19 protein-coding genes are annotated in these 24,586 nt (G+C 58.0%); 9 read left to right on the forward strand and 10 right to left on the reverse strand.

What is annotated here, in order from left to right; genetic code table 11:
* Position 1 precedes the first annotated feature (1 nt).
* The 4 genes from malP to glpE form a co-directional block, all read right to left on the reverse strand.
* The gene (gene malP / locus AABB92_RS17720; RefSeq protein WP_031375646.1) at positions 2-2,407 is read right to left on the reverse strand and encodes a maltodextrin phosphorylase; all 2,406 of its coding nucleotides are present in this window, start codon (positions 2,405-2,407) and stop codon (positions 2-4) included.
* A gap of 157 nt (positions 2,408-2,564) precedes the next feature.
* Positions 2,565-3,323: a DeoR/GlpR family transcriptional regulator gene (locus tag AABB92_RS17725; protein ID WP_031375645.1), complete on the reverse strand. Its 759-nt coding sequence runs from the start codon at positions 3,321-3,323 to the stop codon at positions 2,565-2,567.
* 41 nt (positions 3,324-3,364) lie between these two features.
* Positions 3,365-4,186, reverse strand: a complete 822-nt coding sequence (glpG, locus tag AABB92_RS17730; protein ID WP_031375644.1) for a rhomboid family intramembrane serine protease GlpG — start codon at positions 4,184-4,186, stop codon at positions 3,365-3,367.
* 29 nt (positions 4,187-4,215) lie between these two features.
* Complete coding sequence (gene glpE / locus AABB92_RS17735) at positions 4,216-4,542, reverse strand: thiosulfate sulfurtransferase GlpE (RefSeq protein WP_031375643.1); 327 nt, start codon at positions 4,540-4,542, stop codon at positions 4,216-4,218.
* 227 nt (positions 4,543-4,769) lie between these two features.
* Here glpE and glpD point away from each other — a divergent pair, with 227 nt between their 5' ends.
* From glpD to mdcH, 9 genes are all read left to right on the forward strand, one after another.
* Positions 4,770-6,275, forward strand: a complete 1,506-nt coding sequence (gene glpD / locus AABB92_RS17740) for a glycerol-3-phosphate dehydrogenase (protein ID WP_031375642.1) — start codon at positions 4,770-4,772, stop codon at positions 6,273-6,275.
* A 431-nt stretch (positions 6,276-6,706) separates the two neighbouring features.
* Entirely contained in the window at positions 6,707-8,362 is a 1,656-nt protein-coding gene (gene mdcA / locus AABB92_RS17745; RefSeq protein WP_031375641.1) for a malonate decarboxylase subunit alpha, read from the forward strand.
* Entirely contained in the window at positions 8,362-9,225 is an 864-nt protein-coding gene (locus AABB92_RS17750) for a triphosphoribosyl-dephospho-CoA synthase (RefSeq protein WP_046289364.1), read from the forward strand. Before mdcA ends, AABB92_RS17750 begins: the two co-directional genes overlap by 1 nt.
* A gap of 8 nt (positions 9,226-9,233) precedes the next feature.
* Positions 9,234-9,533, forward strand: a complete 300-nt coding sequence (mdcC, locus tag AABB92_RS17755) for a malonate decarboxylase acyl carrier protein (protein ID WP_031375640.1) — start codon at positions 9,234-9,236, stop codon at positions 9,531-9,533.
* On the forward strand, positions 9,526-10,359 hold the full coding sequence (locus AABB92_RS17760; RefSeq protein WP_031375639.1) for a biotin-independent malonate decarboxylase subunit beta: 834 nt from the start codon (positions 9,526-9,528) through the stop codon (positions 10,357-10,359). Before mdcC ends, AABB92_RS17760 begins: the two co-directional genes overlap by 8 nt.
* Entirely contained in the window at positions 10,359-11,159 is an 801-nt protein-coding gene (gene mdcE, locus AABB92_RS17765) for a biotin-independent malonate decarboxylase subunit gamma (RefSeq protein ID WP_031375638.1), read from the forward strand. Before AABB92_RS17760 ends, mdcE begins: the two co-directional genes overlap by 1 nt.
* Before the next feature lie 132 nt (positions 11,160-11,291).
* Complete coding sequence (locus AABB92_RS17770; RefSeq protein ID WP_031375637.1) at positions 11,292-12,251, forward strand: AEC family transporter; 960 nt, start codon at positions 11,292-11,294, stop codon at positions 12,249-12,251.
* Position 12,252: 1 nt separating this feature from the next.
* Complete coding sequence (locus AABB92_RS17775; RefSeq protein WP_031375636.1) at positions 12,253-12,873, forward strand: malonate decarboxylase holo-ACP synthase; 621 nt, start codon at positions 12,253-12,255, stop codon at positions 12,871-12,873.
* The gene (gene mdcH / locus AABB92_RS17780; RefSeq protein WP_046289365.1) at positions 12,870-13,772 is read left to right on the forward strand and encodes a malonate decarboxylase subunit epsilon; all 903 of its coding nucleotides are present in this window, start codon (positions 12,870-12,872) and stop codon (positions 13,770-13,772) included. The genes AABB92_RS17775 and mdcH overlap by 4 nt, the downstream gene beginning before the upstream one ends.
* On the opposite strand, the gene AABB92_RS17785 is transcribed toward mdcH, so the two are convergent.
* From AABB92_RS17785 to glgB, 6 genes are all read right to left on the reverse strand, one after another.
* Complete coding sequence (locus AABB92_RS17785) at positions 13,753-14,688, reverse strand: LysR family transcriptional regulator (protein WP_031375635.1); 936 nt, start codon at positions 14,686-14,688, stop codon at positions 13,753-13,755. The two genes, mdcH and AABB92_RS17785, sit on opposite strands and share 20 nt — an antisense overlap.
* A 311-nt stretch (positions 14,689-14,999) precedes the next feature.
* Positions 15,000-17,447: a glycogen phosphorylase gene (gene glgP / locus AABB92_RS17790; protein ID WP_046289366.1), complete on the reverse strand. Its 2,448-nt coding sequence runs from the start codon at positions 17,445-17,447 to the stop codon at positions 15,000-15,002.
* A gap of 19 nt (positions 17,448-17,466) precedes the next feature.
* On the reverse strand, positions 17,467-18,900 hold the full coding sequence (gene glgA / locus AABB92_RS17795) for a glycogen synthase GlgA (RefSeq protein WP_031375634.1): 1,434 nt from the start codon (positions 18,898-18,900) through the stop codon (positions 17,467-17,469).
* A 62-nt stretch (positions 18,901-18,962) separates the two neighbouring features.
* Positions 18,963-20,255 carry a glucose-1-phosphate adenylyltransferase gene (gene glgC / locus AABB92_RS17800; protein ID WP_031375633.1) on the reverse strand — a complete coding sequence of 431 codons (1,293 nt, stop codon included), beginning with the start codon at positions 20,253-20,255 and terminating at the stop codon, positions 18,963-18,965.
* A gap of 10 nt (positions 20,256-20,265) precedes the next feature.
* Complete coding sequence (gene glgX, locus AABB92_RS17805; protein ID WP_031375632.1) at positions 20,266-22,248, reverse strand: glycogen debranching protein GlgX; 1,983 nt, start codon at positions 22,246-22,248, stop codon at positions 20,266-20,268.
* Positions 22,245-24,428, reverse strand: a complete 2,184-nt coding sequence (gene glgB, locus AABB92_RS17810) for a 1,4-alpha-glucan branching enzyme (protein WP_031375631.1) — start codon at positions 24,426-24,428, stop codon at positions 22,245-22,247. Before glgB ends, glgX begins: the two co-directional genes overlap by 4 nt.
* Between the last annotated feature and the right edge of the window lie 158 nt (positions 24,429-24,586).

Here is a 24,586-nt window from a genome sequence, read left to right on the forward strand (position 1 = left end):
CTTAGCGTGCTGCCTGCCAGATACGTTGCTGATAATCACTAATCGCGCGATCCGAGCTGAACATGCCGGTTCGCGCGGTGTTGAGGATGGCGGCGCGGGTCCAGCTTAGCGGATCGCGCCACAGCGCTTCCACGCGTTGCTGTGCCTCGATGTAGGCCTGAAAATCTGCCAGTACCAGCCACGGGTCGCCGTTTTTGGTCAGGCTCGCCAGCATCAGGTCAAACGCCTGTTTGTCCCCGCCGCTGAATTTGCCCTTCTCCAGTGATTTGAGTAGCGCGTCGAGCCCCTTGTTCTGCTTGCGCACTTTTTTCGGGTTATACCCGGCGGCTTTCAGCGCTTTCACCTCATCAACGCGATGACCGAAGATAAAGATATTCTCCTCGCCGACCTGTTCAGCGATTTCGACATTAGCCCCGTCCAGCGTGCCGATGGTCAGCGCGCCGTTCAGCGCCAGCTTCATATTGCCGGTGCCGGACGCTTCATAACCGGCGGTGGAAATCTGCTCAGATAAGTCCGCGGCCGGGATCATCATCTCCGCCACGGTGATCCGGTAGTCGGGAATGAACACCACTTTGAGCTTGTCGCCGACCCGCGGGTCGTTGTTGACCACTTCCGCCACTTTATTGATAGCGTAAATAATATTTTTCGCGAGGTAATAGCCGGGAGCCGCCTTGGCGCCAAACAGGAAGACGCGCGGAATAAAGCGGGCATCGTCCGGGTTATCAAGCAGGGTCTGATAGCAGTGCAGGATATGCAGCAGGCTGAGATGCTGGCGTTTGTACTCATGTAACCGCTTGATCTGCACGTCGAACATCGCATCCGGGTTGACGATAATGCCGGTGTGCCGTGCGATGTAGTCGGTCAGCCGCGCTTTATTCTGCTGCTTGATGCTGCGGTAACGCTGACAAAACGCCGGATCGTCGACATAGGCTTCCAGCCCTTTGAGCGCATCGAGGTTATTGACCCACTCCACCTTCAGCGTGTCATCAATCAGGGACGCCAGCGCCGGGTTACACTGTTTTAACCAGCGGCGCGGCGTAATGCCGTTGGTGACGTTATGGAATTTCTGCGGCCACAGCTGGTAATACTCCGGAAACAGATCGGTCACCACCAGGCTGGAATGCAACGCCGCCACGCCGTTTACCGCGAAACCGCTGACCACGCAAAGGTTCGCCATGCGCACCTCACCGTCCGCCACCACCGCCAGCTTGTGCCATAGCGCTTTGTCATCCGGCCAGCGCTGCTTCACCTGCTTTTTCAGGCGCTGATTGATCTCTTTGATGATCAGCATGTGACGCGGTAGCAGGCTGCGCATCAGTTTTTCATCCCAGCGCTCCAGGGCTTCGGGCATCAGCGTGTGGTTGGTGTAGGCGAATAACCGGCTGGTGATATGCCAGGCCTGATCCCAGCTCAGTTGATGCTCGTCCAGCAACCGCCGCAGCATTTCCGGGATGGCGATGGTCGGATGGGTATCATTAAGCTGAATCACTTCGAAATCGGGCAGACTATGAATGCTGCGCCCCGCCAGATGGTGACGGCGCAGAATATCGGCCACCGCACAGGCGCACTGGAAATATTGCTGCATCAGGCGCAGGCGTTTGCCCGCCTGATGGTTGTCGTTGGGATACAGCACCTTCGTCAGTTTTGCCGCATCAATGCCGGGCTGCTCCGCCTGCAAAAACTGACCGTCGTTAAAGCGGGTCAGATCGAAAGGATGGGCGCTGGTCGCCTGCCACAAACGCAGCGGCAGCGTGGTGCCATTGCGGTAGCCGGTAACCGGCAGATCCCACGCCTCGCCGCGCAGATAAAAATCGGGCTGCCAGCGTACGCCGCCCTGCTCCAGTTTCTCCACGCTGCCGCCCATCGCCACCTCAACATCCAGTGCCGCATTGTGGCGGAACCACGGATAGCGTTCGCGCTGCCAGTCATCCGGCGCTTCAATCTGCTGTCCCTGATCGAACGACTGGCGAAACAGGCCGTACTGATAGTTGAGCCCGTGGCCGGTGGCCGACTGACCGACGGTGGCCATGGAGTCCATGTAGCAGGCCGCCAGTCGACCCAGCCCGCCGTTGCCGAGCGCCGGATCAACCTCCTGCTCCAGCAGTTCAGTTAGATCGATTTGCTGCCCAGCCAGCAGCGCTTTTACGTCGTCATACCAGCCAAGATTGAGCAGGTTATTGCCGGTCAGGCGACCGATCAGAAACTCCATCGACAGATAATTGACGTGGCGCTGCCGCTCAGAGACGCGGGGAGCCGGTTGCGCAGCCAGTAATTCCGCCAGCGCAGCGCTAATCGCCTGCCACCACTGGTGCGTGGTCATCTGTTGTGCGGAGGTGAGACCTAAGTGTTGCCATTGACGGGTTAGTGCGGCGTTGAAACGGGCTTTATTGAATTTTTGCTGCGGCATATCACTCCCTTCTGTTACGCAATGAGGTGAAGCAAAACGAGCAAGCGCACGGGCTGGCAACAGGGTGCCAGCGACGTGTTAAGTAAAGACGGGAGTGGGGAAAAAAGCGACAGCAATCAAACAAAAACGCCAGCCGGGCAGCTGGCGAGGGCGGAAATCAGCAGAGTTCGAGGTGGACCTCATGCTGCTCAATCACCTTCATCACGCTGGCTGGCGGCATTTTATCGGTGTAGAGATGATCCAGCAGGTTCATGTTGCCGAGGTTAACCATCGCGTTACGGCCAAATTTAGAGTGGTCCGCAACCAGCATCACGCAGCGTGAGTTTTCAATGATGGCGCGCTTGGTACGCACTTCGTGATAGTCGAACTCCAGCAGTGAGCCATCCATATCGATTCCGCTGATGCCGAGAATGCCATAATCAAGGCGGAACTGAGAGATGAAGTCGAGCGTGGCTTCTCCCATTACCGCCCCGTCACGGGTACGCACTTCGCCACCGGCGATGATGACCCGAAAATCGGGTTTCCCCATCAGCAGCATCGCCACGTTCAGGTTGTTGGTCACCACCCGCAGATCGTTATGGTTCAGCAGCGCATGCGCCACCGCTTCTGGCGTGGTGCCGATATCAATAAACAGCGTGGCACCATCCGGGATCTGGCTGGCCACCCGCTGCGCAATCCGCGCTTTCTCCGCCGACAACATCATCTTACGATCGTGCCAGGCGGTGTTTTCAGAACTGGAGGGAAGCGCCGCGCCGCCGTGATGGCGCTGAATCTTATTTTGATCGGCCAGATCGTTCAGGTCGCGACGAATGGTCTGCGGGCTCACCTCGAAATGATCCACCAGCTCCTCAGTACTGACATATCCCTGACGTCGGACTAAATCGATAATCGCGTCATGACGTTGCGTCTGCTTCACGTTCCTCTCCTGTTTTCTCGCTTATTCCTGAAATGCCGCGACTAACGGCGCGCGATTTTTCGCGTATCGACCAGCGCCATGGCTAAGCCGACCACCAGACCGGCGACGTGCGCCGCGTTGGCGATCGCCAGACCAAACGCGCCAAACCAGCCAATCACCAGCCAGACCAGCGCGAAGCCGATCAATCCACGTTCCAGATAGATGCCGCTGTCGGGATCGCGTTCACCGCGCAGCCAGCAATAGCCCATCAGCGCATACACCACGCCCGACAGACCGCCAAACCAGATGCCGCTGAATTTGGCCTGCATCCAGCCGCTCAGCAGCGCGGAGATCAGCATAATCACGAACAGCTTGCCGCTGCCGAGCCGCTTCTCTACCGCGCCGCCCAGATACCACCACCACATCAGGTTGAACAGGATGTGCAGCAGTGAAAAGTGCAGCAGCGCATGGCTGAACCAGCGCCAGACCTCAAGATGCTGATCGGTGTCCGGCCACGCCAGCCAGGACATCACGGTGCGATCGCCGACGATCTGCATCAGGATAAACACCGCAATGCAGAGCAGCATCACCGTCATGGTCAGCGGACCGGCACGCTCGCGGATGTTGGCCCAGATGTTGCTGCGCTCATAGCGTAAGCCGCTGTCCGTTTTGCCGCTGTGCCAGCTCGCCGCCTGATAGCGCGGATGGTTAGGATCCTGCACGAACTGCTGAAGTTCGTTTTCGACCATCTCCAGCTGACTTTCATCATCCAGCATGATGACGTAGTGGCTTTCACGTTCAATACGCAGCGTGACGCCGCGCGTTGCCATGTAGTCAACAAACGCCTGCGCCATGCGCGGTTGGTTAAATTGGGTAATGCGCATCAGTAACTCTCCATGTGACGAGCGGCAATTTATTCGCTGCCGTGAGCAACCTGCTGGGGAAAAGCGGCACGCCAGGAGTCAAACCCGCCGTCAATGCTATAGGCGGCGCTGAATCCCTGGCCCAGCAGAAATTGTGCGGCGCCTTTACTGCTGTTGCCGTGATAACACATCACCAGCACCGGCAGGCTATGGTCCGCGCCGGCAACAAAGTCGCTGAGATTGCTGTTGGTCAGATGCAGTGCGCCGGCGGCGTGACCGAGGGCAAAGCTTTGTGGGTCACGGATATCGACCAGCAGGGCACCCTGCGCCAGACGGTCCTGCGCCTGCTGCACATTAATACATTCAAACGTTTCCATGGTGTCTCTCATAACATCGTCACAATGGCGCCTAGTGTAACCCGAGAATCAGCGCCTATAACCTGACAATCATTGCGGCTTTGTAATTTTTTCCCCGGCAGAATGTTAGCTATATCACGCAAAATTGTTTTTACCTGGTTAAAAGCTGGCATCAATGTTGGTTTGCGATTATGATTATGCTCGAAAACGAACATTAATGAACTATTCCGAACATCGGAGGAGATGACGTGGAAACCAAAGACCTGATCGTGATCGGCGGCGGCATCAACGGTGCCGGCATTGCAGCAGATGCTGCAGGACGCGGACTGTCGGTGCTGATGCTGGAGGCGCGGGACCTGGCTTGCGCGACCTCCTCCGCCAGTTCAAAACTGATTCATGGTGGCCTGCGTTACCTGGAGCACTACGAGTTTCGTCTGGTGAGTGAAGCGCTGGCCGAACGTGAAGTGCTGCTGAAAATGGCCCCGCATATCGCTTTCCCGATGCGCTTCCGCCTGCCGCACCGCCCGCATCTGCGTCCGGCCTGGATGATCCGTACCGGCCTGTTTATGTATGACCATCTGGGTAAACGAACCAGTCTGCCAGGCAGTAAGAGCTTGCGTTTTGGCGCGGATTCGGCCCTGAAGCCAGAAATCACGCGCGGATTCGAATACTCCGACTGCTGGGTAGATGATGCCCGCATGGTGGTGCTGAATGCGCAGGAAGTGGTGAAGCGTGGCGGTGAAGTGCGTACCCGTACCCGCGTCACCCGCGCCTGGCGTGAAGGCGGCCTGTGGATGGTCGAAGCGGAAGATGTCGACAGCGGCAAAACCTACACCTGGCGCGCTAAAGGCCTGGTCAACGCGGCAGGCCCGTGGGTTAAACAGCTGTTCGACGACAGCCTGAAGTTAAAATCGCCGTATGGCATTCGCCTGATCAAAGGCAGCCACATCGTGGTGCCGCGCGTGCATACCGAGAAGCAGGCTTACATTCTGCAGAACGAAGATAACCGTATCGTGTTTGTGATCCCGTGGATGGATGAATTCTCCATCATCGGCACCACTGACGTGGAGTACAAAGGCGATCCGAAAAACGTTCACATCGACGACAGCGAAACCGACTACCTGCTGAAAGTGTTCAATGGCCACTTTAAAAAGCAGCTGACCACGGACGATATTGTCTGGTCATACTCCGGTGTGCGTCCGCTGTGTGATGACGAATCCGATTCACCGCAGGCGATTACCCGTGATTACACGCTGGATGTGCGTGACGATAACGGCCAGGCACCGCTGCTGTCGGTGTTCGGCGGCAAGCTGACCACCTACCGTAAGCTGGCGGAACATGCGCTGGAGAAACTGGCGAAGTACTACCCGAATGCCGGTCCGGCCTGGACGAAGAACTGCGTGCTGCCGGGCGGTAATATCTCCGGTACCCGTGAAGATTACGCCGCCAGCCTGCGTCGCCGTTATCCGTTCATTAGCGAAAATATGGCGCGCCACTTCGCCCGTACCTACGGCAGCAACACCGAAACGCTGTTAGCCGGCGCGAAGAGTCTGGACGATCTGGGTGAGAATTTTGGTCATGAGTTTTACGAGGCCGAATTACGTTACCTGGTACAGCATGAATGGGTGCGTGAAGTTGACGATGCCATCTGGCGCCGTACCAAGCAGGGCATGTGGCTGAGCAAAGAGCAGCAGGCCCGTGTGGCAGAATGGCTGGCGCAGAAAGCCAAACCCACGCTGTCACTGGCGTCATAATCAGGCAACACGGAAAAAAGCAGGCTCCGGCCTGCTTTTTTTAACTGCCGCAACCGGGTTACGGCAACAGGCTTTCGCGGTAAGCGTCAGTCGCGAATTGTCACGTCAGTGCTGAGGTTATTTAACGGTAATATAACTGTCATGCGGTCACCGCTATTAAGCCGCATTAGCAGAAGATCTCCTTTTTATTAAATTTTTATTAATCCTGTCAGATTCACGCCAATATTAACCCCGATCAATATTTATTCATTTAATTTCTGAATTACCGCCTAAACTCAATCTTTCATGTTTCGGTTATCCCGGCCACGCCGTGCTCATCGTTACTTAAAATCTAACGTTCGCGTGTTTTGCTTAATTGAACCATGCAACCAGAAAGTTCAGACTTCTCTCAGCAAAAACGACATATCCGTTATTTTAATCAGGAGGTTGAAATGAACACAGGCCAAACGCCTGCCCGGGAATGGAACACACGCCGCAGTGAGAAAGCGCGGCGTCTGGCATCCTTCCCTGTTGATGGCAAAGTCATTCCTACTGAAAGAGCTGTTGAAGCATTTGAAAAATTGATTGCGCCCGGTGACCGGGTCGTGCTGGAAGGTAATAACCAGAAACAGGCAGATTTTTTATCGCGTACCCTGGCGGAAGTTAATCCAGCCAAAGTCCACGACCTGCATATGATTATGCCGAGCGTCGGCCGCAGCGAACATCTTGATATTTTCGAGAAAGGTATCGCCCGCAAACTCGATTTTTCTTTTTCCGGCCCGCAAAGCCTGCGTATTTCCCAGCTGTTAGAAGATGGACAACTGGAAATAGGCGCGATTCACACCTATATCGAACTCTATTCCCGCCTCTACGTTGATCTGAGCCCGAACGTCGCGCTGATTGCCGGTTATAAAGCTGACCGTAAAGGCAATCTGTATACCGGCCCAAGCACCGAAGATACGCCGGCGCTGGTAGAAGCTGCCGCGTTTCGTGACGGTATCGTGATTGCTCAGGTGAATGAACTGGTCGATGACGAAACCGACCTGCCACGCGTCGACATCCCCGGTTCCTGGATCGACTATATCGTGGTGGCGGACAAACCTTTCTTTATCGAACCGCTGTTTACCCGCGACCCACGCCTGATCAAGCAGGAACATATCCTGATGGCGATGATGGCGATCAAAGGGATCTACGCTGAACACCAGGTGCAGTCGCTTAACCACGGCATTGGTTTTAACACCGCCGCGATTGAACTGCTGCTGCCAACCTACGGTGAACAACTCGGCCTGAAAGGCAAAATCTGTAAGCACTGGACGCTGAACCCGCATCCGACGCTGATCCCGGCGATTGAGAGCGGCTGGGTTGAGAGCGTGCACTGCTTCGGCGGTGAGCTGGGCATGGAAGAGTACATTCGCGCCCGCCCCGATATCTTCTTCACCGGCAGCGACGGCTCTATGCGCTCTAACCGCGCCTTCTGTCAGCTGGCAGGCCAGTACGCGGTTGATATGTTTATCGGCGCAACCTTACAGGTTGATGGGCTGGCGAACTCCTCTACCGTGACCCGCGGTCGCCTTTCCGGCTTCGGCGGGGCGCCTAACATGGGCCACGATCCGCACGGCCGCCGCCATGCTTCGCCCGCCTGGCTCAATATGATCACCGAGCCAGATCCGATGCAGCGCGGTAAAAAACTGGTGGTTCAGATGGTTGAAACCTTCCAGGCCGGTGCAAAACCTACCTTCGTTGAAACGCTGGATGCGGTAGAGGTCGCAAAATCGACCGGCATGCCGCTGGCACCGGTGATGATTTATGGCGATGACGTTACCCACGTGCTGACCGAAGAAGGTATTGCCTATCTCTATCGGGCAGAAAGTCTTGAAGAGCGCCGCGCCATGGTCGCTGCGGTGGCCGGGATTACCGATATCGGTCTTGGCGTTGATGCGGCACGCGTAGCAGCCCTGCGTAAAAGCGGCAAAGTCGTCTATCCGGAAGACATGGGCATCCGTCGTTCAGATGCGACCCGCTCGCTGCTCGCCGCCAGCAGTGTCTCAGACCTGGTTGAATGGTCGGGCGGTCTTTATAACCCACCGGCAAAATTCCGGAGCTGGTAATGAAACTCCTGTCGCAGACTCAACCCGAGGCGCAGGCCAGCCTGCTGGCGATCACAGCGCGCGATTGTCTGACCGATGAAGCGCGGCTGAGTCCCAAGCCGGGTCTGGTCGACAGTCGGGGAAACGGGGCGCATCAGGACCTGACGCTGGCCCTGATGGAGCGTTCCGCCGAAAGCCTGGTGCCAACCTTCCTGGCGCTGGCCCGTCAGAGCTGGATGCGGCCAGCCGACATCGCCCTGCGCGAAACGGTGGGTCGTCTGGGACGTGAGGGCGAGCGGCAGATGATGGCGGCCACCGGCGGCGTGAATACCCATCGTGGTGCTATCTGGGCGCTGGGTCTGCTGGTCAGCGCGGCCGCAATGCACGGCGGACACGCCACGGCTGACAGCCTGACGCAGACAGCCGCAATGCTGGCAAGCCTGCCCGATCGGGCGGCACCGAAAGTGTTCAGCAAGGGGCTGAAAGCGAGTCACCGCTATCAGGTACCCGGCGCACGTGAGGAGGCGCAACAGGCTTTTCCTCACGTGATGCAGCTGGCGCTGCCGCAGTTATTGCGCAGCCGGGCAGCCGGTGCCAGCGAAAGCGAAGCCCGTCTGGATGCGCTGATGGCGATCATGACCTCACTCAGCGATACCTGCGTGCTGTCACGCGCCGGCATGACCGGACTGGAAACCATGCAGCGCGGTGCCCGCGCGGTGCTGCTGGCCGGTGGCTGCGGTACCGCTGAAGGTCAGGCCGCCCTCGCCCGTCTGGATCGCCGCATGCTGGCACTGAACGCATCCCCAGGCGGTGCCGCCGATTTGCTGGCCGCTACGCTGTTTGTCGACAGGGTATGTCCGGCCACCAACCACTCTTTTAATTAGAGGTCGTTATGGAACACATCACATTATCTTTCCCTGCTAACCGCGCACTCAGCGGTAAAGCCCTGGCAGGGGTCGTTGGTTCCGGTGATATGGAAGTCCTGTACACCGCAACCGAAGGGCAAACGCTGAATATTGATATCACCACTTCACTGGATAACAGCGACGCCCGCTGGAAGGCGCTGTTTGACCGCCTGAATTTAATCAGCGGCCTGCCTGCCGGACAGCTGGTTATTCACGACTTTGGCGCAACGCCCGGCGTCGCGCGTATCCGTATTGAACAGGTATTTGAAGAGGTGAGCCATGCGTAACGATGCCAGTTTTATTGAATTACGTGCCCGTGAGCGTGCGCGTGCGCTGCTGGACGACGGCAGCTATCGCGAACTGCTGGATCCCTTCGAAGGCATTATGTCGCCGTGGCTGGCACCGCAGGGTGTGGTGCCACAGTCCGATGACGGCATGGTGGTGGCACGCGGTACGCTGAACGGTCAGCCGGCGGTGGTGATTGCCATCGAAGGCACCTTCCAGGGCGGCAGCATGGGCGAAGTATCCGGCGCGAAAATGGCCGCGGCGCTCGAACTGGCCGCTGAAGACAATCGCAACGGAATACCGACTCAGGCGGTGCTGTGCCTCGAAACCGGCGGCGTCCGTTTGCAGGAGGCTAATCTGGGACTGGCGGCGATTGCCGACATCCATGCGGCGATTGTCGACCTGCGTCGTTATACCCCGGTTATCGGCATCATTGCCGGCACCGTCGGCTGTTTTGGCGGCATGTCTATCGCTGCCGCGCTCTGCAGCTACCTGATCGTGACACGCGAAGCACGCCTCGGCCTTAACGGACCACAGGTTATCGAGCAGGAAGCGGGCATTGAAGAGTATGACTCTCGCGACCGTCCGTTTATCTGGAGCATGACCGGCGGCGAAATCCGCTACGCCAGCGGCCTGGTGGATGCGCTGGTCAGCGATGGCGTCAATGCGGTTAAAACTGCCATGAATGACTTCATTGCCAAAGGCGTACCGGCGCAGCATCGCAGTGATAAATATGCGGATTTCCTGCCACGTCTGAGCAACTTCGACACCCGTCAGCAGGCCGATACCGCTACGATTAAACAGCTTTTCGCCCGGGAGGATAAATAATGACCCAGACCAACAGCCGCGGTGCAACATGGCTGGCAAAACTCGCACCCGATGCGCAACGCCTGAGTGGGCTGTGCCCCTCTGTTCAGGTCGCTGACGGCGAACTTAATGGCGAAAGCGTCCGCTTTATCGCCGTAGTCCCTGACGCAGACAATCACTATCCCCGTGCCGCCAGAGGTGAAGTCGGCCTGCTGGAAGGCTGGACGCTGGCGAAAGTGGTAAATGAAACCATCGACGCTGACAGCAACAGCGCGGTGAAACGTCCGATTGTGGCAGTGATCGATGTGCCGAGTCAGGCTTATGGCCGCCGTGAAGAGGCGTTTGGTATTCACCAGGCGCTGGCCGGTGCCGCCGGTGCCTATGCGAAAGCCCGTCTGGCCGGTCATCCGGTGATTGGCCTGATTGTCGGTAAAGCGATGTCCGGCGCATTTCTGGCGCACGGCTATCAGGCGAACCGGCTGATCGCGCTCAACGACCAGGGCGTGCTGGTGCATGCAATGGGCAAAGAGTCCGCTGCGCGCATCACGCTGCGTACCGTCGACGCGCTGGAAAAACTGGCGGCCACCATTCCACCGATGGCCTATGACGTCAGCAACTTCCACACCCTGGGCCTGCTGTCTGACCTGCTGACCGTGGCCGATCCTGATGCACCGTCAGATGCCGATCTGGCGATGGTTGAGATTGCCCTGCAGAAAGCTATCGCTGATGCCCGTCAGGATCCGAGCCTGAAAAACCGGCTGGGCGCTGAAAATCGCCGCAGCTCCTCGCTGGTCCGTGAGCGGATGCGCGCCAGCTGGTAAACCCGACTACAAAACAAAAAAACCTGCCGGAAACGGCCTGGACGGGGCGGATGACCGCCCCGCAATAAGGGCCGCTTTTAGAATTATAAACATCGTGTTAGCCAAGAATTCTTCTTAAAATACAGGTGATTTATGATTTATATAATTGTTCATGCCCTTGCTCCAATCTTTGTGATCATGCTGCTGGGTTTCTGGGCCGGTAAGGCTGGAATGGTCAACAACAAAGACGTTTCACTGCTTAATATTTTTGTAATGGATTTTGCCCTGCCCGCTGCCCTGTTCAGCGCGACAGTACAAACCCCCTGGCCAGGCATCGTGGCGCAATGGCCGTTAATCGTGGTGCTTACCGGTGCCATGTGGATCACCTACGCGGGTATCTATTTTGCCGCGACTAAAATTTTCAAAAAGTCGCCGCAGGATGCCGCAGTGCTGACGCTGACCGTTGCGCTGCCAAACTACGCTGCACTCGGCCTGCCGATTCTTGCCAGCGTTCTGGGTGAAAACCCAACAACTTCGCTCTCTGTAGCGGTATCCATTGCCTGTGGTTCAGTCCTGCTGACGCCGCTGTGCCTGCTGATTCTGGAACGCGAAAAAGCCTTTGCGGCGGGAACCGCACACGGTTCAACGCTGACCATGCTGCCGATCCTGATGTGGCGTTCAGTAAAGAAACCGATCGTGATGGGTCCGTTGATTGGTGTGGTGCTGTCAGCGCTGGGCGTTAAAATGCCGGATCTGGTGCTGGCGGCGATTAAACCGCTGGGCCTGGCGGCGACCGCAGCCGCGCTGTTCCTGACCGGGGTGATCCTCTCTGCGCGTAAACTGAAACTCAACGCCGTGGTTGGTGTCGGCACGATTACCAAACTGCTGATTCAGCCCTTTATTGCCTGGGGTCTGGTGCTGGCGCTGGGTCTGAGTGGTCCGGTGGCGATTACTGCGATTCTGATGATTGCGCTGTCAGCCGGCTTCTTTGGCGTGGTGTTTGGTAACCGCTTCGGTGTGCAGTCGCCGGATGCTGAAGCCGTGCTGCTGTTAAGTTCGATTCTGTGTATTTTATCGTTACCCCTGTTCATTACTCTGACTTCCGGAATGTAATATGACGTTCACACCGCGCCCCCACGATCTCCTCTGGCTGCGCTCAGACAGCGCGCTGTTAGCCATCAGCGACGCCTGGGTCAGCCAGCACTGGCAGCACGCTTTTCCAGTGGTGGTGCGGCGCGATGTGAATCAATCGGGGCTGATTCCGGTCGGCGTGCGCGGTGAAAAACGTGAACAGCGCGCCGCCGGATGGACAGACGCGGCCGATATTGAACGCGTCGTCACACCGGAAATGCTGGCTGATCGCAGCCAACTGCTCGCGTCGCCGTTTGTTGATTATCCGCCGGTCAGGGCGGCGATCGCGCTCAGCGACAGCGTCTGGCCATGGTACTGGGGCGTCACCGGCAGCACCGGTTATGCCCTGGCGACACAGCGGCCGACGCTGCACGCCGCCAGCGATCTGGACTTACTGATTCGTGCGCCGCAGCCGCTGGCGCGCGACGAGCTGCAGCAGTGGCAGAGCCAGACTGAAACGCTGCCCTGCCGCGTCGATACGCAGGTGGAAACGCCGCTCGGCGCTTTTGCCCTCAACGAATGGCTGCGTGAAGGCCGCGTACTGTTGAAAACCGCCACCGGTCCGAGACTGACCGCGTCACCCTGGAGCAGAGATCCCGCATGAAAATCCTTTTTACTTTTCCCGGCCAGGGCACCCAGCGGGTCGGTATGTTGCAACATCTTCCCGACGGTGAGGCGGTGTTAAACAGCGCGCGCGCCGTGCTTGGTGAAGAGACCGACCTGCTCGACAGCGCTGACGCACTGCGTCATACCCGCGCCGTCCAGCTCAGCCTGCTGATTGCCGGCGTAGCCTGGGCGCGTGAGCTGATCAGACACGGATTGAAGCCAGACATTGTCAGCGGCCTGTCGATTGGCGCTTATCCCGCCGCGGTGATTGCTGGCGCACTCGATTTCAGCGATGCGCTACGGCTGGTGGCTCTGCGCGGCGATCTGATGGAGCAGGCCTATCCGCAGGGCTACGGCCTGACCGCAATTACCGGACTGACGCTCAGCCGGCTGGAGAAGCTGCTGGTCGACAGCAATACTTATATTGCCAACCTCAATGCAGAAACGCAGATCGTGATTGCCGGACGGGATGAGGATATGGCGCGGGTGGCGCAAAAAGCGCTGGCGGCCGGTGCCAGCAAAGCGGTCAGGCTGGCGGTCAGCGTGCCTTCTCACTGCGCACTGCTGGATAAGCCTGCTGCTGAACTGGCTGCCGCGTTTGAGTCTGTCAGTCTTTCTCGCCCTGGCTGCGCTTACCTGAGCGGTTCGACCGGTCGGGTAATCTGGGAGCCGGGCAAAATTGCCGACGACCTCGCCTATAACATGGCGCGAACGGTGCAGTGGAATGATGCGGTGATTTCAGCCAACCAGCGCGATGCCCGCCTGGCGATTGAAATGCCGCCAGGCAATGTGCTGACCGGCCTCACCCTGCAGGCGGGCTGGCAGGGCGAAGCCATTTGCATGGAGCGCAACAGCGTTGAGGTGGCACTGCATCTGGCTAAACGGCTGAGTCAGTAAGGCCGCGGGCATACATTCGCCCTTCTGCGGCCAGCGCCAGCAGCTCCTGATCGCGTTCGCGGCGGTGTGAGTAGACAATCGAAATCTGCTGGCGCATCTGATAAGGCTCGGCCAGGCTGACCAGCTGGATATTGTTTTCGTAGACTTTTTTCATCCGTCCCGGAATTAACGCCAGCCCCATGCCAGCCTGCACCAGGCTGACCATCGAAAAGATGTCATTCACCTTCGTCACCACTCGCGGTTCAAATCCGGCAACCTGAAACGCCTCCTGAAAACCGGCATAGGTGGCAAAGCCTTCGGCCAGCGAAACGAAATCGCGATCGGCATAGTCGCGCAGATCCGCCGGACGGCTCAGATCCAGCGTTTCACCGGCTGGCGCGGCCAGGAAAATGTCATCATAAAACAGCGGGACCACATCGAACAGCGAATCGCTGAACTCGCCGTTGTTGGTGGCGATCAGGATCGCATCAAGCGCATCATCCTCAAGCATGTTGAGCAGCATCTGATTTGAGCCCATGGTGAGATCAAGCTCGAGCGTCGGTCGGCGCAGCTTCATGCCCATGATCAGTCGCGGGATGGTTTCCAGCGTCAGCGAGTAGAGCGTGCCGATCCGCAGACGACCACAGCCCACGCCAGCCACCAGCCGTGCTTCTTCGATCCCTTTCCCCATCAGCGCCGTCACATCCCGGCAATACTCCAGCAGCGTCCAGGCGGCGGGCAGCGGCACCAGGTTGCGGCCTTTATGGATAAACAACGGACAGTCGATGCCTTCTTCCAGCGTGTGCAGCGCACGATGGACGCTGACGCTGCTCAGTTCCAGCGCTTCTGCGGTGCGGGCGATATTGCCTTTGGTCATAAACATCATGAAGACGCTGAGCTTGCGAAAGGTAATCTCGTGATTGATGTTGTCACTCATTGTCTGTTCTGCCTGTCTGGTCAAAAGATGAAACGCATGTAAGCCGGGCTGCATAATAGCCGATACCTCAGCGAGAGCGTTATGATCTGGCATGTCTGCCGTGGTACTTCTGCCGGGGAGTCAATCGGGCGGGATCGGCGATCCGCTGCCGTCGCGGCAAAGCGGGATGAGTACAGGTATCAGCCTGGTCAGGGGAAGCGCTGAACGTCACGGTGGATCGGCGGTAGCGGAAATGACGGGCGTGAAGCAGTGCGGCCGCTCCCTCGGCCGCCGCGAATGATAACGTCACCGCGGACGGTGACGTGCGCGTCTTATAACCTTATCGGCGAAATATTCCAGATCTCATCGGCATACTCCTGAATGGTGCGGTCCGACGAGAAATAGCCCATGCCGGCAATGTTCATCGCCGCACGCCGCTGCCATTCATCCGGCTGGCGATAGAGCGCATCCACCTTATCCTGGGTATCGACATAACTGCGGTAATCCGCCAGCAGCTGATAGTGATCGCCGAAATTCACCAGCGAATCAAACAGGTTACGGTAGCGGCCTGGCTCCTGCGGGCTGAATACGCCAGAGGCCAGTTGGGTCAGCACCTGATGCAGCTCCGGGTCCTCTTCGTAGTACTGACGCGGGTTATATCCGCCTTTACGCAGCGCTTCAACCTGCGGCGTGGTGTTACCGAAAATGAAGATATTCTCCTCGCCGACGTGATCCAGCATCTCGACATTGGCGCCATCCAGCGTACCGATGGTCAGCGCGCCGTTGAGGGCAAACTTCATATTACTGGTGCCGGAGGCTTCGGTACCGGCCGTAGAGATCTGCTCAGAAAGATCGGCCGCCGGGATGATGATCTGCGCCAGGCTGACGCTGTAGTTCGGAATGAAGACCACCTTCAGCTTATTTTTCACCTGCGGATCGTTGTTGATCACTTTAGCGACATCGTTAATCAGATGAATGATGTGCTTGGCGACGTAATAGGCCGAGGCAGCTTTGCCGGCAAAGATATTGACGCGCGGCACCCAGTCCGCCTGCGGATCGGCTTTGATGCGGTTATAGCGGGTGATCACATGCAGCACGTTGAGCAGCTGCCGCTTGTACTCATGGATACGTTTAATCTGCACGTCAAACAGCGCGTTCGGGTCCAGCACCACATCAAGGTTTTTCGCCACCCAGTCAGCCAGCCGACGTTTGTTCTGATGTTTGGCAACCGCCACTTTTTCGATAAAGGCCGGATAATCAATCTGCGCTTTCAGCTCGCCGAGCTGGCTGAGATCGGTACGCCAGTTGCGGCCGATCTCCTCATCCAGCACTTCAGAGAGCGCCGGGTTCGCCAGCGCCAGCCAGCGACGCGGCGTCACGCCATTGGTCTTGTTGCAGAAACGGCCGGGGAACAGCCGCGAGAAATCAGCAAACAGCGACTGTACCATCAGATTGGAGTGCAGTTCAGAGACGCCATTGACCTTATGGCTGACCACCACCGCCAGCCACGCCATGCGGATCCGGCGGCCGTCGTTCTCATCGATGATCGAAATGCGCGACAGCAGATCCCAGTCATCCGGGTAGTAGTCCTGAATGGTTTTCAGGAAGAAGTCGTTAATCTCGAAAATGATGCTGAGATGACGTGGCAAAATTTTGCCAATCATATCGACCGGCCAGGTCTCCAGCGCTTCGGTCATCAGCGTGTGGTTGGTGTAAGAAAACACCTGACAGCAGACGTCAAACGCGTTGCCCCAGCTGAACTTATGTTCGTCGATCAGCAGACGCATCAGTTCGGGGATCGCCAGCACCGGGTGGGTGTCATTCAGGTGGATAGCGATTTTATCGGCGAGGTTGTCCCAGGTCTGGTGCATCCGCCAGTGACGATTAAGAATGTCCTGTACGGTGGCGGACACCAGGAAATACTCCTGACGCAACCGCAGTTCACGGCCGGAATAGGTTGAATCATCGGGATAGAGCACGCGGGAAACGTTCTCGGAGTGGTTTTTATCTTCCACCGCCGCGAAATAGTCGCCCTGGTTAAATTTACCGAGGTTGATCTCGTTACTCGCCTGCGCCCCCCACAACCGCAGGGTGTTGGTGGCATCGGTGTCGAAACCCGGGATGATCTGGTCATACGCCATCGCCAGAATCTCTTCTGTCTCCAGCCAGCGCACCTTCGCCCCTTCATGCTGCACCCGGCCGCCAAAACGCACTTTGTAACGGGTATTGAAGCGCTGGAATTCCCACGGATTACCGTACTCAAGCCAGTAATCCGGCGACTCTTTCTGCTCACCTTCCACAATGTTCTGTTTGAACATGCCGTAGTCATAACGAATGCCGTAGCCGCGGCCGGGCATACCCAGCGTTGCCAGGGAGTCGAGGAAACAGGCCGCCAGGCGACCCAGACCGCCGTTACCGAGGCCAGGATCGTTCTCTTCTTCCATCAGCTCGGCCAGGTCCAGCCCCATCTCATCCAGCGCCTGGTTCAGATCGTCATAAATCCCCATCGCCAGCAGCGCATTGCCCAGCGTGCGGCCCATCAGGAACTCCATCGACAGGTAATAAACCTGCCGCACGTCCTGTGACAGCTGGGCACGACTGGAACGCAGCCAGCGCTCAACCATCCGGTCGCGCACCGCCAGCAGCGAGGCGTTAAGCCACTCGTGCTTATTGGCAATAGAAGGATCTTTACCGATGGTAAACATCAGTTTGTAGGCAATCGAATGCTTTAAGGCATCAACCGTCAACGTTGGTGAGGCGTAAGTGAAAGGTGCATTCATATCCAGTATTCCCAATCCGTTACATCAAACGTTGGTAGAGATCACGGTAGGCTTGTGCCGCCACCTGCCAGCTAAAATCCATCCCCATGGCCTGGCGCTGAACGTAACGCCACAGCGAAGGACGAGACCACAACACAAACGCACGCCGGATGGCCCGCAACAGCGACCAGGCATTTGCATCTTCAAAACTGAAGCCACTGGCGATACCGTCCGCCAGATTCTCTAATGAACTGTCATTGACCGTATCGGCCAGGCCGCCGGTACGACGCACTAACGGCAACGTACCATACTTCAGGCCATAAAGTTGAGTCAGGCCGCACGGCTCGAATCGGCTCGGCACCACAATTACGTCCGCGCCGCCGACAATGCGGTGTGAGAATGCTTCGTGGTAGCCAATCTGCACCCCGACGCTACCCGGATGCTCTGCCGCCGCGGCCAGGAATCCCTGTTGCAGCTCGGCATCGCCCTGCCCCAGCAGCACCAGCTGTCCGCCCTGTGCCAGCAGGCCCGGCAGCGCTTCCAGTACCAGGTCCAGCCCTTTCTGTTTGGTCAGACGGCTGATGACGCAGAATACCGGGGCCTTATCATCCACCTTCAGCCCCATCGCAACCTGCAGCTGGCGTTTGTTTTCCGCCTTGGCTTCCAGCGTGTCGCGGTTATAGCGCGCGTTGAGCAGCAGGTCATGCGCCGGATCCCAGATTGACGGGTCCACGCCATTCAGAATGCCGCTCAGGCGACCTTCACGCATACGCTGCGCCAGTAAGGTTTCCATGCCATAACCGAACTCGGCCGAGGTGATTTCATGCGCATAGGTCGGACTGACCGCTGTGACGTGATCGGCGTAGTAAAGGCCCGCTTTGAGGAAAGAGATCTGACCGAAAAACTCCAGTCCGTACATGCTGAAAAACGACCACGGCAGGCCGATCTCTTCCATGTGATGCGCCGCGAACAGTCCCTGATAAGCCAGGTTATGCACGGTGAACACCGATTTGGCCGGACGGCCCCGCGCTTCCAGATAGGCGCAGGTCAGGCCGGCATGCCAGTCGTGGGCGTGAACGATATCCGGACGCCACATCGTATCCAGACCGCACGCCAGCTCACAGCCCATCCAGCCGAGCAGCGCGAAGCGCAGATAGTTATCGACGTAGGCAAACTGCGACTCATCATGATACGGACTGCCCGGACGGTCGTAGAGCGCCGGCGCATCGATCAGGTAGATGCCTACCCCGTTAAACTCACCAAACAGTAAGCGCACATGTCCGGCAAACGTATCCAATTCTGTTACCACCTGAAGATCAGGTATGCCCTTGCGCAATGCTGGAAAAGCGGGCAATAACACCCGCGTATCCGTGCCACCCGCAATTTGTGCTTGAGGTAATGCCCCGACTACATCAGCCAGTCCGCCCGTTTTGAGCAGCGGGAAAAGTTCTGAACAGACATGTAAAACCTGCATCCTCGACCTCATTAAGTTATCAGGCACGATCCGCGTGCCGATTGCGTGTGTTCCGCTATCGCTTACTGCCCCGCATTGGCCAATTTAGCCAGCATGGCGCGGGTAACCAGTACGATGCCTTCATCCGAACGGTGAAACCGGCGACTGTCTTCATCAGGGTTTTCGCCGATGACCATTCCTTCTGGCAGCTCGCAGGCGCGATCAATCACACAGCGGCGCAGACGGCAGGATCGGCCAACCACCACATCGGGCAGCAGCACGGTTGAATCAATATTGCAAAACGAGTTAACGCGCACCCGGGGAAACAGCACCGAGTTCACCACCACCGAGCCGGAGATGATGCAGCCGCCCGATACCAGCGAGTTCATGGTCATGCCGTGACTGCCGGACCGATCCTGGACAAACTTGGCGGGTGGCAGCGGCTCCATATGGGTGCGAATTGGCCAGGTCACGTCGTACATATCCAGTTCCGGCATTACCGAGGCCAGGTCGAGGTTAGCGCGCCAGTAAGCTTCGAGCGTGCCGACATCGCGCCAGTAAGGCGGCGCTTTGTCGTCGTTCTGCACGCAGGAGAGCGCAAAGGAGTGCGCGTAGCCTTCACCGCTCGCTACGATTTTCGGCAGAATATCTTTGCCAAAGTCGTGATTTGAGCCTGGGGTCTGCAGATCTTCTTCCAGCAACGCATAGAGATAATCGGCGTTGAAGACGTAGATCCCCATACTGGCCAGCGCCTGAGTGTCATCACCCGGCATGGTCGGCGGTTTTGGCGGCTTCTCGACGAAGTCGATCACCATGTTCTCTTCGTTAACCGCCATCACGCCAAACGCGGTGGCTTCATGCACCGGCACCGGCAAACAGGCGATGGTACATTTCGCCTCATTGACCACGTGATCCAGCAGCATGCGCGAATAATCCATCTTATAAATGTGGTCCCCGGCGAGGATCACGATGTACTGCGCCTGATAACGGCGAATCACATCAAGGTTTTGCGTTACCGCATCGGCGGTGCCGCGATACCACTGTTCGGTGGAGAAGCGCTGCTGCGCTGGCAGCAAATCCACAAACTCATTCATCTCTTCATTGAAGATCGACCAGCCACGCTGGATGTGCTGGGTCAGGGTGTGGGACTGGTACTGGGTAATCACGCCGATGCGGCGGATACCGGAGTTAACGCAGTTGGACAAGGCAAAGTCGATAATGCGGAACTTGCCGCCGAAGTGCACCGCCGGTTTGGCGCGTTTTGCCGTCAGGTCGACCAGCCGTGTACCGCGTCCACCGGCGAGGATCAGAGCAACCGTTTGTGTAGGGAGCTGGCGCGCCAGCATCAGGTGATCTGTTCTGTCTAATTTAACCATGTCTGACTCCTTATGATTGCTTTTGGAACACGCACACACCGTGTGCGGGACCATGCCAGACAGTTAACAGGATGGGGTTATCGTCCCCGGCGAAAGGAGGAAGGGCACGCCATTCTCCGTCTGGTAACACGATGTCATTCACCGAGTCCGTGGCGTTTATTGTTATTAACCAGCGGCCGGACAGCAGGATCTGCAATCTGTGCGTCCCCTGTGCCCATTCATCGTGTTGCAGTGGCTGGCCACCGGCATTGAGCCACTGCACATTGCCATCACCTTCCTGCCACCAGCGATCCGCCGTCAGCGCCGGAATGCGCTGACGCAACTGGATCAGGGCCGCAGTGAATCCGACCAATCCCTTCTCATCCGCCTGCCAGTCAAGCCAGCTCAGGGCATTGTCCTGACAGTAGGCGTTGTTGTTACCGTGCTGCGTGTGGCCGCGCTCATCGCCCGCCAGCAGCATCGGCGTGCCCTGCGACAGTAACAGGGTGGTGAGCAAGCCCCGCACGCTGCGACGGCGGCGCTCAATCACATCGAAGCTGACGTTCAGCCCCTCTTTGCCATGATTATGGCTGTAGTTATCGCCGTGTCCGTCACGGTTATCTTCCCCGTTGGCTTCGTTGTGCTTGCGTTCGAAGCTCACCACATCCCACAGCGTAAAGCCGTCGTGAGCGGTGATCAGGTTGACGGTGGCGTGTGGCTGCCGCTCCTCATGCTGAAAAAGATCGCTGGAGGCGGCAAAGCGACGGGCAAACTCGCCGTTGCTCATCGCACCGTGCAGCCAGTAACGTCGCGCGGTGTCGCGGAAGCGATCGTTCCATTCAGCAAACGGCGCAGGAAAATGGCCGACCTGGTAGCCATTGGGTCCGATATCCCAGGGTTCGGCAATCAGCTTGACCTGTGACAGCAGCGGACAGGCGCGTATCGCCTCAAACAGTGGTGCATCGCGCTGGTAGTCGGGCGTACGCCCCAGCACCGGTGCCAGATCAAAACGGAAACCGTCGACGTGACAGACGCGCACCCAGTAGCGCAGCGCATCCAGCGCCCACGCCATCACCTGCGGATGATGCAGATTGAGCGTGTTGCCGCAGCCGGTCCAGTTCTGGTAGTCGCCCTGCTCGTCCAGCCAGTAATAGCTGGCGTTATCGATGCCGCGCATTGAAATCGTCGGACCGATGGCGTCCAGTTCGGCGGTGTGGTTAAACACCACATCCAGCAGCACTTCTATCCCGGCCGCATGCAGGTTTTTGATCGCCTGCTGAAACTCCTGCAGCGGGGTCAGCCCATCCTGTCCGGAGGCGTAGCGCGGATCGACCGCCCAGAGCGCAAACGGGTTATAGCCCCAGTAGTTGCTCAGCCCCAACTGAAGCAAACGCGGTTCGCTGGCAAAATGGGCAACCGGCAACAGTTCAATCGCCGTGATACCGAGACGACGCAGGTAATCCACCATAACAGGATGGCCGAGCGCCGCGTAAGTGCCGCGCAGCGTTTCCGGAATTTCCGGATGCTGCCGGGTCAGGCCGCGCACGTGCGCCTCATAAATCACCGTGTTGCCCCACGGCGTACGCGGCGCAACGTCGTCCTGCCAGTCGAAATCTTCGGCCACCACCCGTGACTTCGGCGCGATCGCCGCGCTGTCGTGCGGGTCAGGCGCGTTAATGCCGCCGTGAAAACGGGCATCGTCCGGCACGTCGCCTTCTACCGCGCGGGCGCAAGGATCGACCAGCAGCTTAGCCGGGTTAAAACGATGCCCCTGGCGGGGCGCCCATGGACCGTGAACCCGATAGCCGTAACGCTGCCCTGGCTTTAGCGTCGGAACATAGCCATGCCAGATATCGCCGCTGCGGCCCGGCAGATCGATACGCTGCTCCACGCCGTTTTCATCAAACAGGCATAGCTCAACGCGGCTGGCATGCTGTGAAAACAGGGTGAAATTGACGCCTTTGCCATCGTAACTGGCACCAGGCGGCTGCGGATCGCCGGCCGTTATGGTCATTCGCCCTCCCGCACCAGCCACAGGGTCGCCAGCGGCGGCAGATTCAGACTCAGCGACTGCGGTCGCCCATGGCTCGGCTGCTGATCGGTATGCACACCGTGGTTGCGCACGTCGCTGCCGTGATATTCATGCTGGTCGGTATTCAGCACTTCGCGCCACTTGCCTGGCTGGTTCACGCCAAAGCGATATCCCGGCCGCGGCACCGGCGTAAAGTTACTGACCACAATCACTTCATTGCCTTCACGGTCGCGACGGACAAAGGCAAACACCGAATGCTCCGCATCGTCGACCACCAGCCATTCAAATCCCTGCGGATCGAAGTCGAGCTGATGCAGCGGCGTGTAATATTGATAGGTATGGTTGAGATCGCGCACCAGACGCTGCACGCCGTGGTGCCAGTTGTCACCGCCTTCCAGCAGATGCCAGTCGAGGCTGACGTCATGATTCCACTCGCGGCCCTGGGCGAACTCATTGCCCATAAACAGCAGTTTCTTGCCCGGGAAGCCCCACATCCAGCCGTAATAGGCGCGCAGGTTGGCGAACTTCTGCCACGCGTCGCCCGGCATGCGGTCGAGAATCGAGCGCTTACCGTGCACCACTTCGTCGTGTGACAGCGGCAGCACAAAATTCTCGGTGTAGTTGTACATCATGCCGAAGCTCATCAGGTTGTGATGATAACGGCGATGGATCGGATCGAGTTTCATGTAGTCGAGCGTGTCGTGCATCCAGCCGAGGTTCCATTTGAACCAGAAGCCCAGCCCACCGCCTTCGGTCGGGCGCGTCACGCCAGGGTAATCGGTCGACTCTTCCGCCATGGTCACCGATCCGGAGGCCACGGTGCCCAGCGTGCGGTTGGTGTAGCGCAGAAACTCAATCGCTTCGAGGTTTTCACGCCCGCCATACTGGTTAGGCACCCACTCGCCTTCAGCGCGGCTGTAGTCGCGGTAAATCATCGACGCCACCGCATCGACGCGCAGACCATCAATGCCAAAGCGTTCGACCCAGTAGAGCGCATTGCCCGACAGGTAGTTGCTGACTTCGCGCCGGCCAAAGTTGTAGATCAGGGTGTTCCAGTCCTGATGAAAACCTTCACGCGGATCGCTGTGTTCATACAGCTCGGTACCATCAAATTTTGCCAGACCAAAGTCATCGCTCGGGAAGTGGCCCGGCACCCAGTCCAGCAGCACGTTCAGGCCGGCGGCATGGGCGCTGTCGATAAAGGCACGGAATTCGTCACGGGTTCCGAAGCGACGGGTTGGCGCATACATGCCCAGCGGCTGATAACCCCAGCTGCCATCAAACGGGTGTTCGTTGATCGGCAATAGTTCGATATGGGTAAAGCCCATCTCTTTGACGTAGGGCACCAGCTGCTCAGCCAGCTCTTTGTAGCTCAGCCAGAAGTTATTGTCGGTGTGGCGTCGCCATGAACCGAGATGCACTTCATAAATTGAGATCGGCGCATCAAAGGCGTTGGCCGCCTTGCGCTCCTCTTTCATCTCAATAGCATCGGGCAGACCACAAATCATCGAAGCCGTTTGCGGACGCATCTGCGCTTCAAAGGCGAACGGATCCGCTTTGATGCGCAGCTGGCCGTTGGCATCGATAATTTCAAATTTATACAGCTGGCCGTTAACCGCGCCTGGCACAAACAGCTCCCAGATGCCCATCTCTTTACGCAGGCGCATCGGGTGACGGCGGCCATCCCAGAAGTTGAAATCACCCACTACCGACACGCGACGGGCATTGGGCGCCCAGACGCAGAAACGGGTACCGGTGACGCCATCAATCACGTCACCGTGGGCGCCCAGCGTTTCGTAAGGGCGCAGGTGGGTCCCTTCGGCCAGCAGCCACAGGTCCATTTCCTGCAGCAGCGGGCCAAAGCGGTAGGCATCGTCGATCAGGTTCTGCTGACCGTGCCAGTTCACCGCCAGCTGGTAGCGGAAACGGTTTTTACGGCGTGGGATCACGCCGCTGAAGAAGCCGCGTGCATCTTCGCACGCCAGCTGAGCAAGTTTGCGCCCGGTGGAGGTTTCGATTACCCACACCTCAAGCGCTTCAGGTAACAACGCCCTGACTTCCAGGCCTTGCTGAGTCTGGTGCATCCCCAGTAACGCAAACGGGTCAGAATAATTACCTGCAAACAGGGCATTGATCGCATCGCGATCGGGAAGCTCTGACATGACTTTCTTCCTGTGATATTTGGCAGGCGAAATGAGCAACACGACACGGCTCGTCGCGCTTCAAATGCACTGCTCTTCATTGAGCCATACGTACGACGACAAAAGGAGTCAGGCCATTCCATGGGAAAAGTGTCTTTGCCGTGTACAACAACCATTTA

The organism is Pantoea brenneri (assembly GCF_038594305.1).
Taxonomy (GTDB): Bacteria; Pseudomonadota; Gammaproteobacteria; order Enterobacterales; family Enterobacteriaceae; genus Pantoea; species Pantoea brenneri.

Coding starts and splice junctions, on each gene's coding strand:
- malP (WP_031375646.1), bottom strand. CDS start 2,407: ATGCCGCAGCAAAAATTCAATAAAGCCCGTTTCAACGCCGCACTAACC.
- glpG (WP_031375644.1), bottom strand. CDS start 4,186: ATGCGCATTACCCAATTTAACCAACCGCGCATGGCGCAGGCGTTTGTT.
- glpE (WP_031375643.1), bottom strand. CDS start 4,542: ATGGAAACGTTTGAATGTATTAATGTGCAGCAGGCGCAGGACCGTCTG.
- mdcA (WP_031375641.1), top strand. CDS start 6,707: ATGAACACAGGCCAAACGCCTGCCCGGGAATGGAACACACGCCGCAGT.
- AABB92_RS17750 (WP_046289364.1), top strand. CDS start 8,362: ATGAAACTCCTGTCGCAGACTCAACCCGAGGCGCAGGCCAGCCTGCTG.
- mdcC (WP_031375640.1), top strand. CDS start 9,234: ATGGAACACATCACATTATCTTTCCCTGCTAACCGCGCACTCAGCGGT.
- AABB92_RS17760 (WP_031375639.1), top strand. CDS start 9,526: ATGCGTAACGATGCCAGTTTTATTGAATTACGTGCCCGTGAGCGTGCG.
- mdcE (WP_031375638.1), top strand. CDS start 10,359: ATGACCCAGACCAACAGCCGCGGTGCAACATGGCTGGCAAAACTCGCA.
- AABB92_RS17770 (WP_031375637.1), top strand. CDS start 11,292: ATGATTTATATAATTGTTCATGCCCTTGCTCCAATCTTTGTGATCATG.
- AABB92_RS17775 (WP_031375636.1), top strand. CDS start 12,253: ATGACGTTCACACCGCGCCCCCACGATCTCCTCTGGCTGCGCTCAGAC.
- mdcH (WP_046289365.1), top strand. CDS start 12,870: ATGAAAATCCTTTTTACTTTTCCCGGCCAGGGCACCCAGCGGGTCGGT.
- AABB92_RS17785 (WP_031375635.1), bottom strand. CDS start 14,688: ATGAGTGACAACATCAATCACGAGATTACCTTTCGCAAGCTCAGCGTC.
- glgP (WP_046289366.1), bottom strand. CDS start 17,447: ATGAATGCACCTTTCACTTACGCCTCACCAACGTTGACGGTTGATGCC.
- glgA (WP_031375634.1), bottom strand. CDS start 18,900: ATGCAGGTTTTACATGTCTGTTCAGAACTTTTCCCGCTGCTCAAAACG.
- glgC (WP_031375633.1), bottom strand. CDS start 20,255: ATGGTTAAATTAGACAGAACAGATCACCTGATGCTGGCGCGCCAGCTC.
- glgX (WP_031375632.1), bottom strand. CDS start 22,248: ATGACCATAACGGCCGGCGATCCGCAGCCGCCTGGTGCCAGTTACGAT.
- glgB (WP_031375631.1), bottom strand. CDS start 24,428: ATGTCAGAGCTTCCCGATCGCGATGCGATCAATGCCCTGTTTGCAGGT.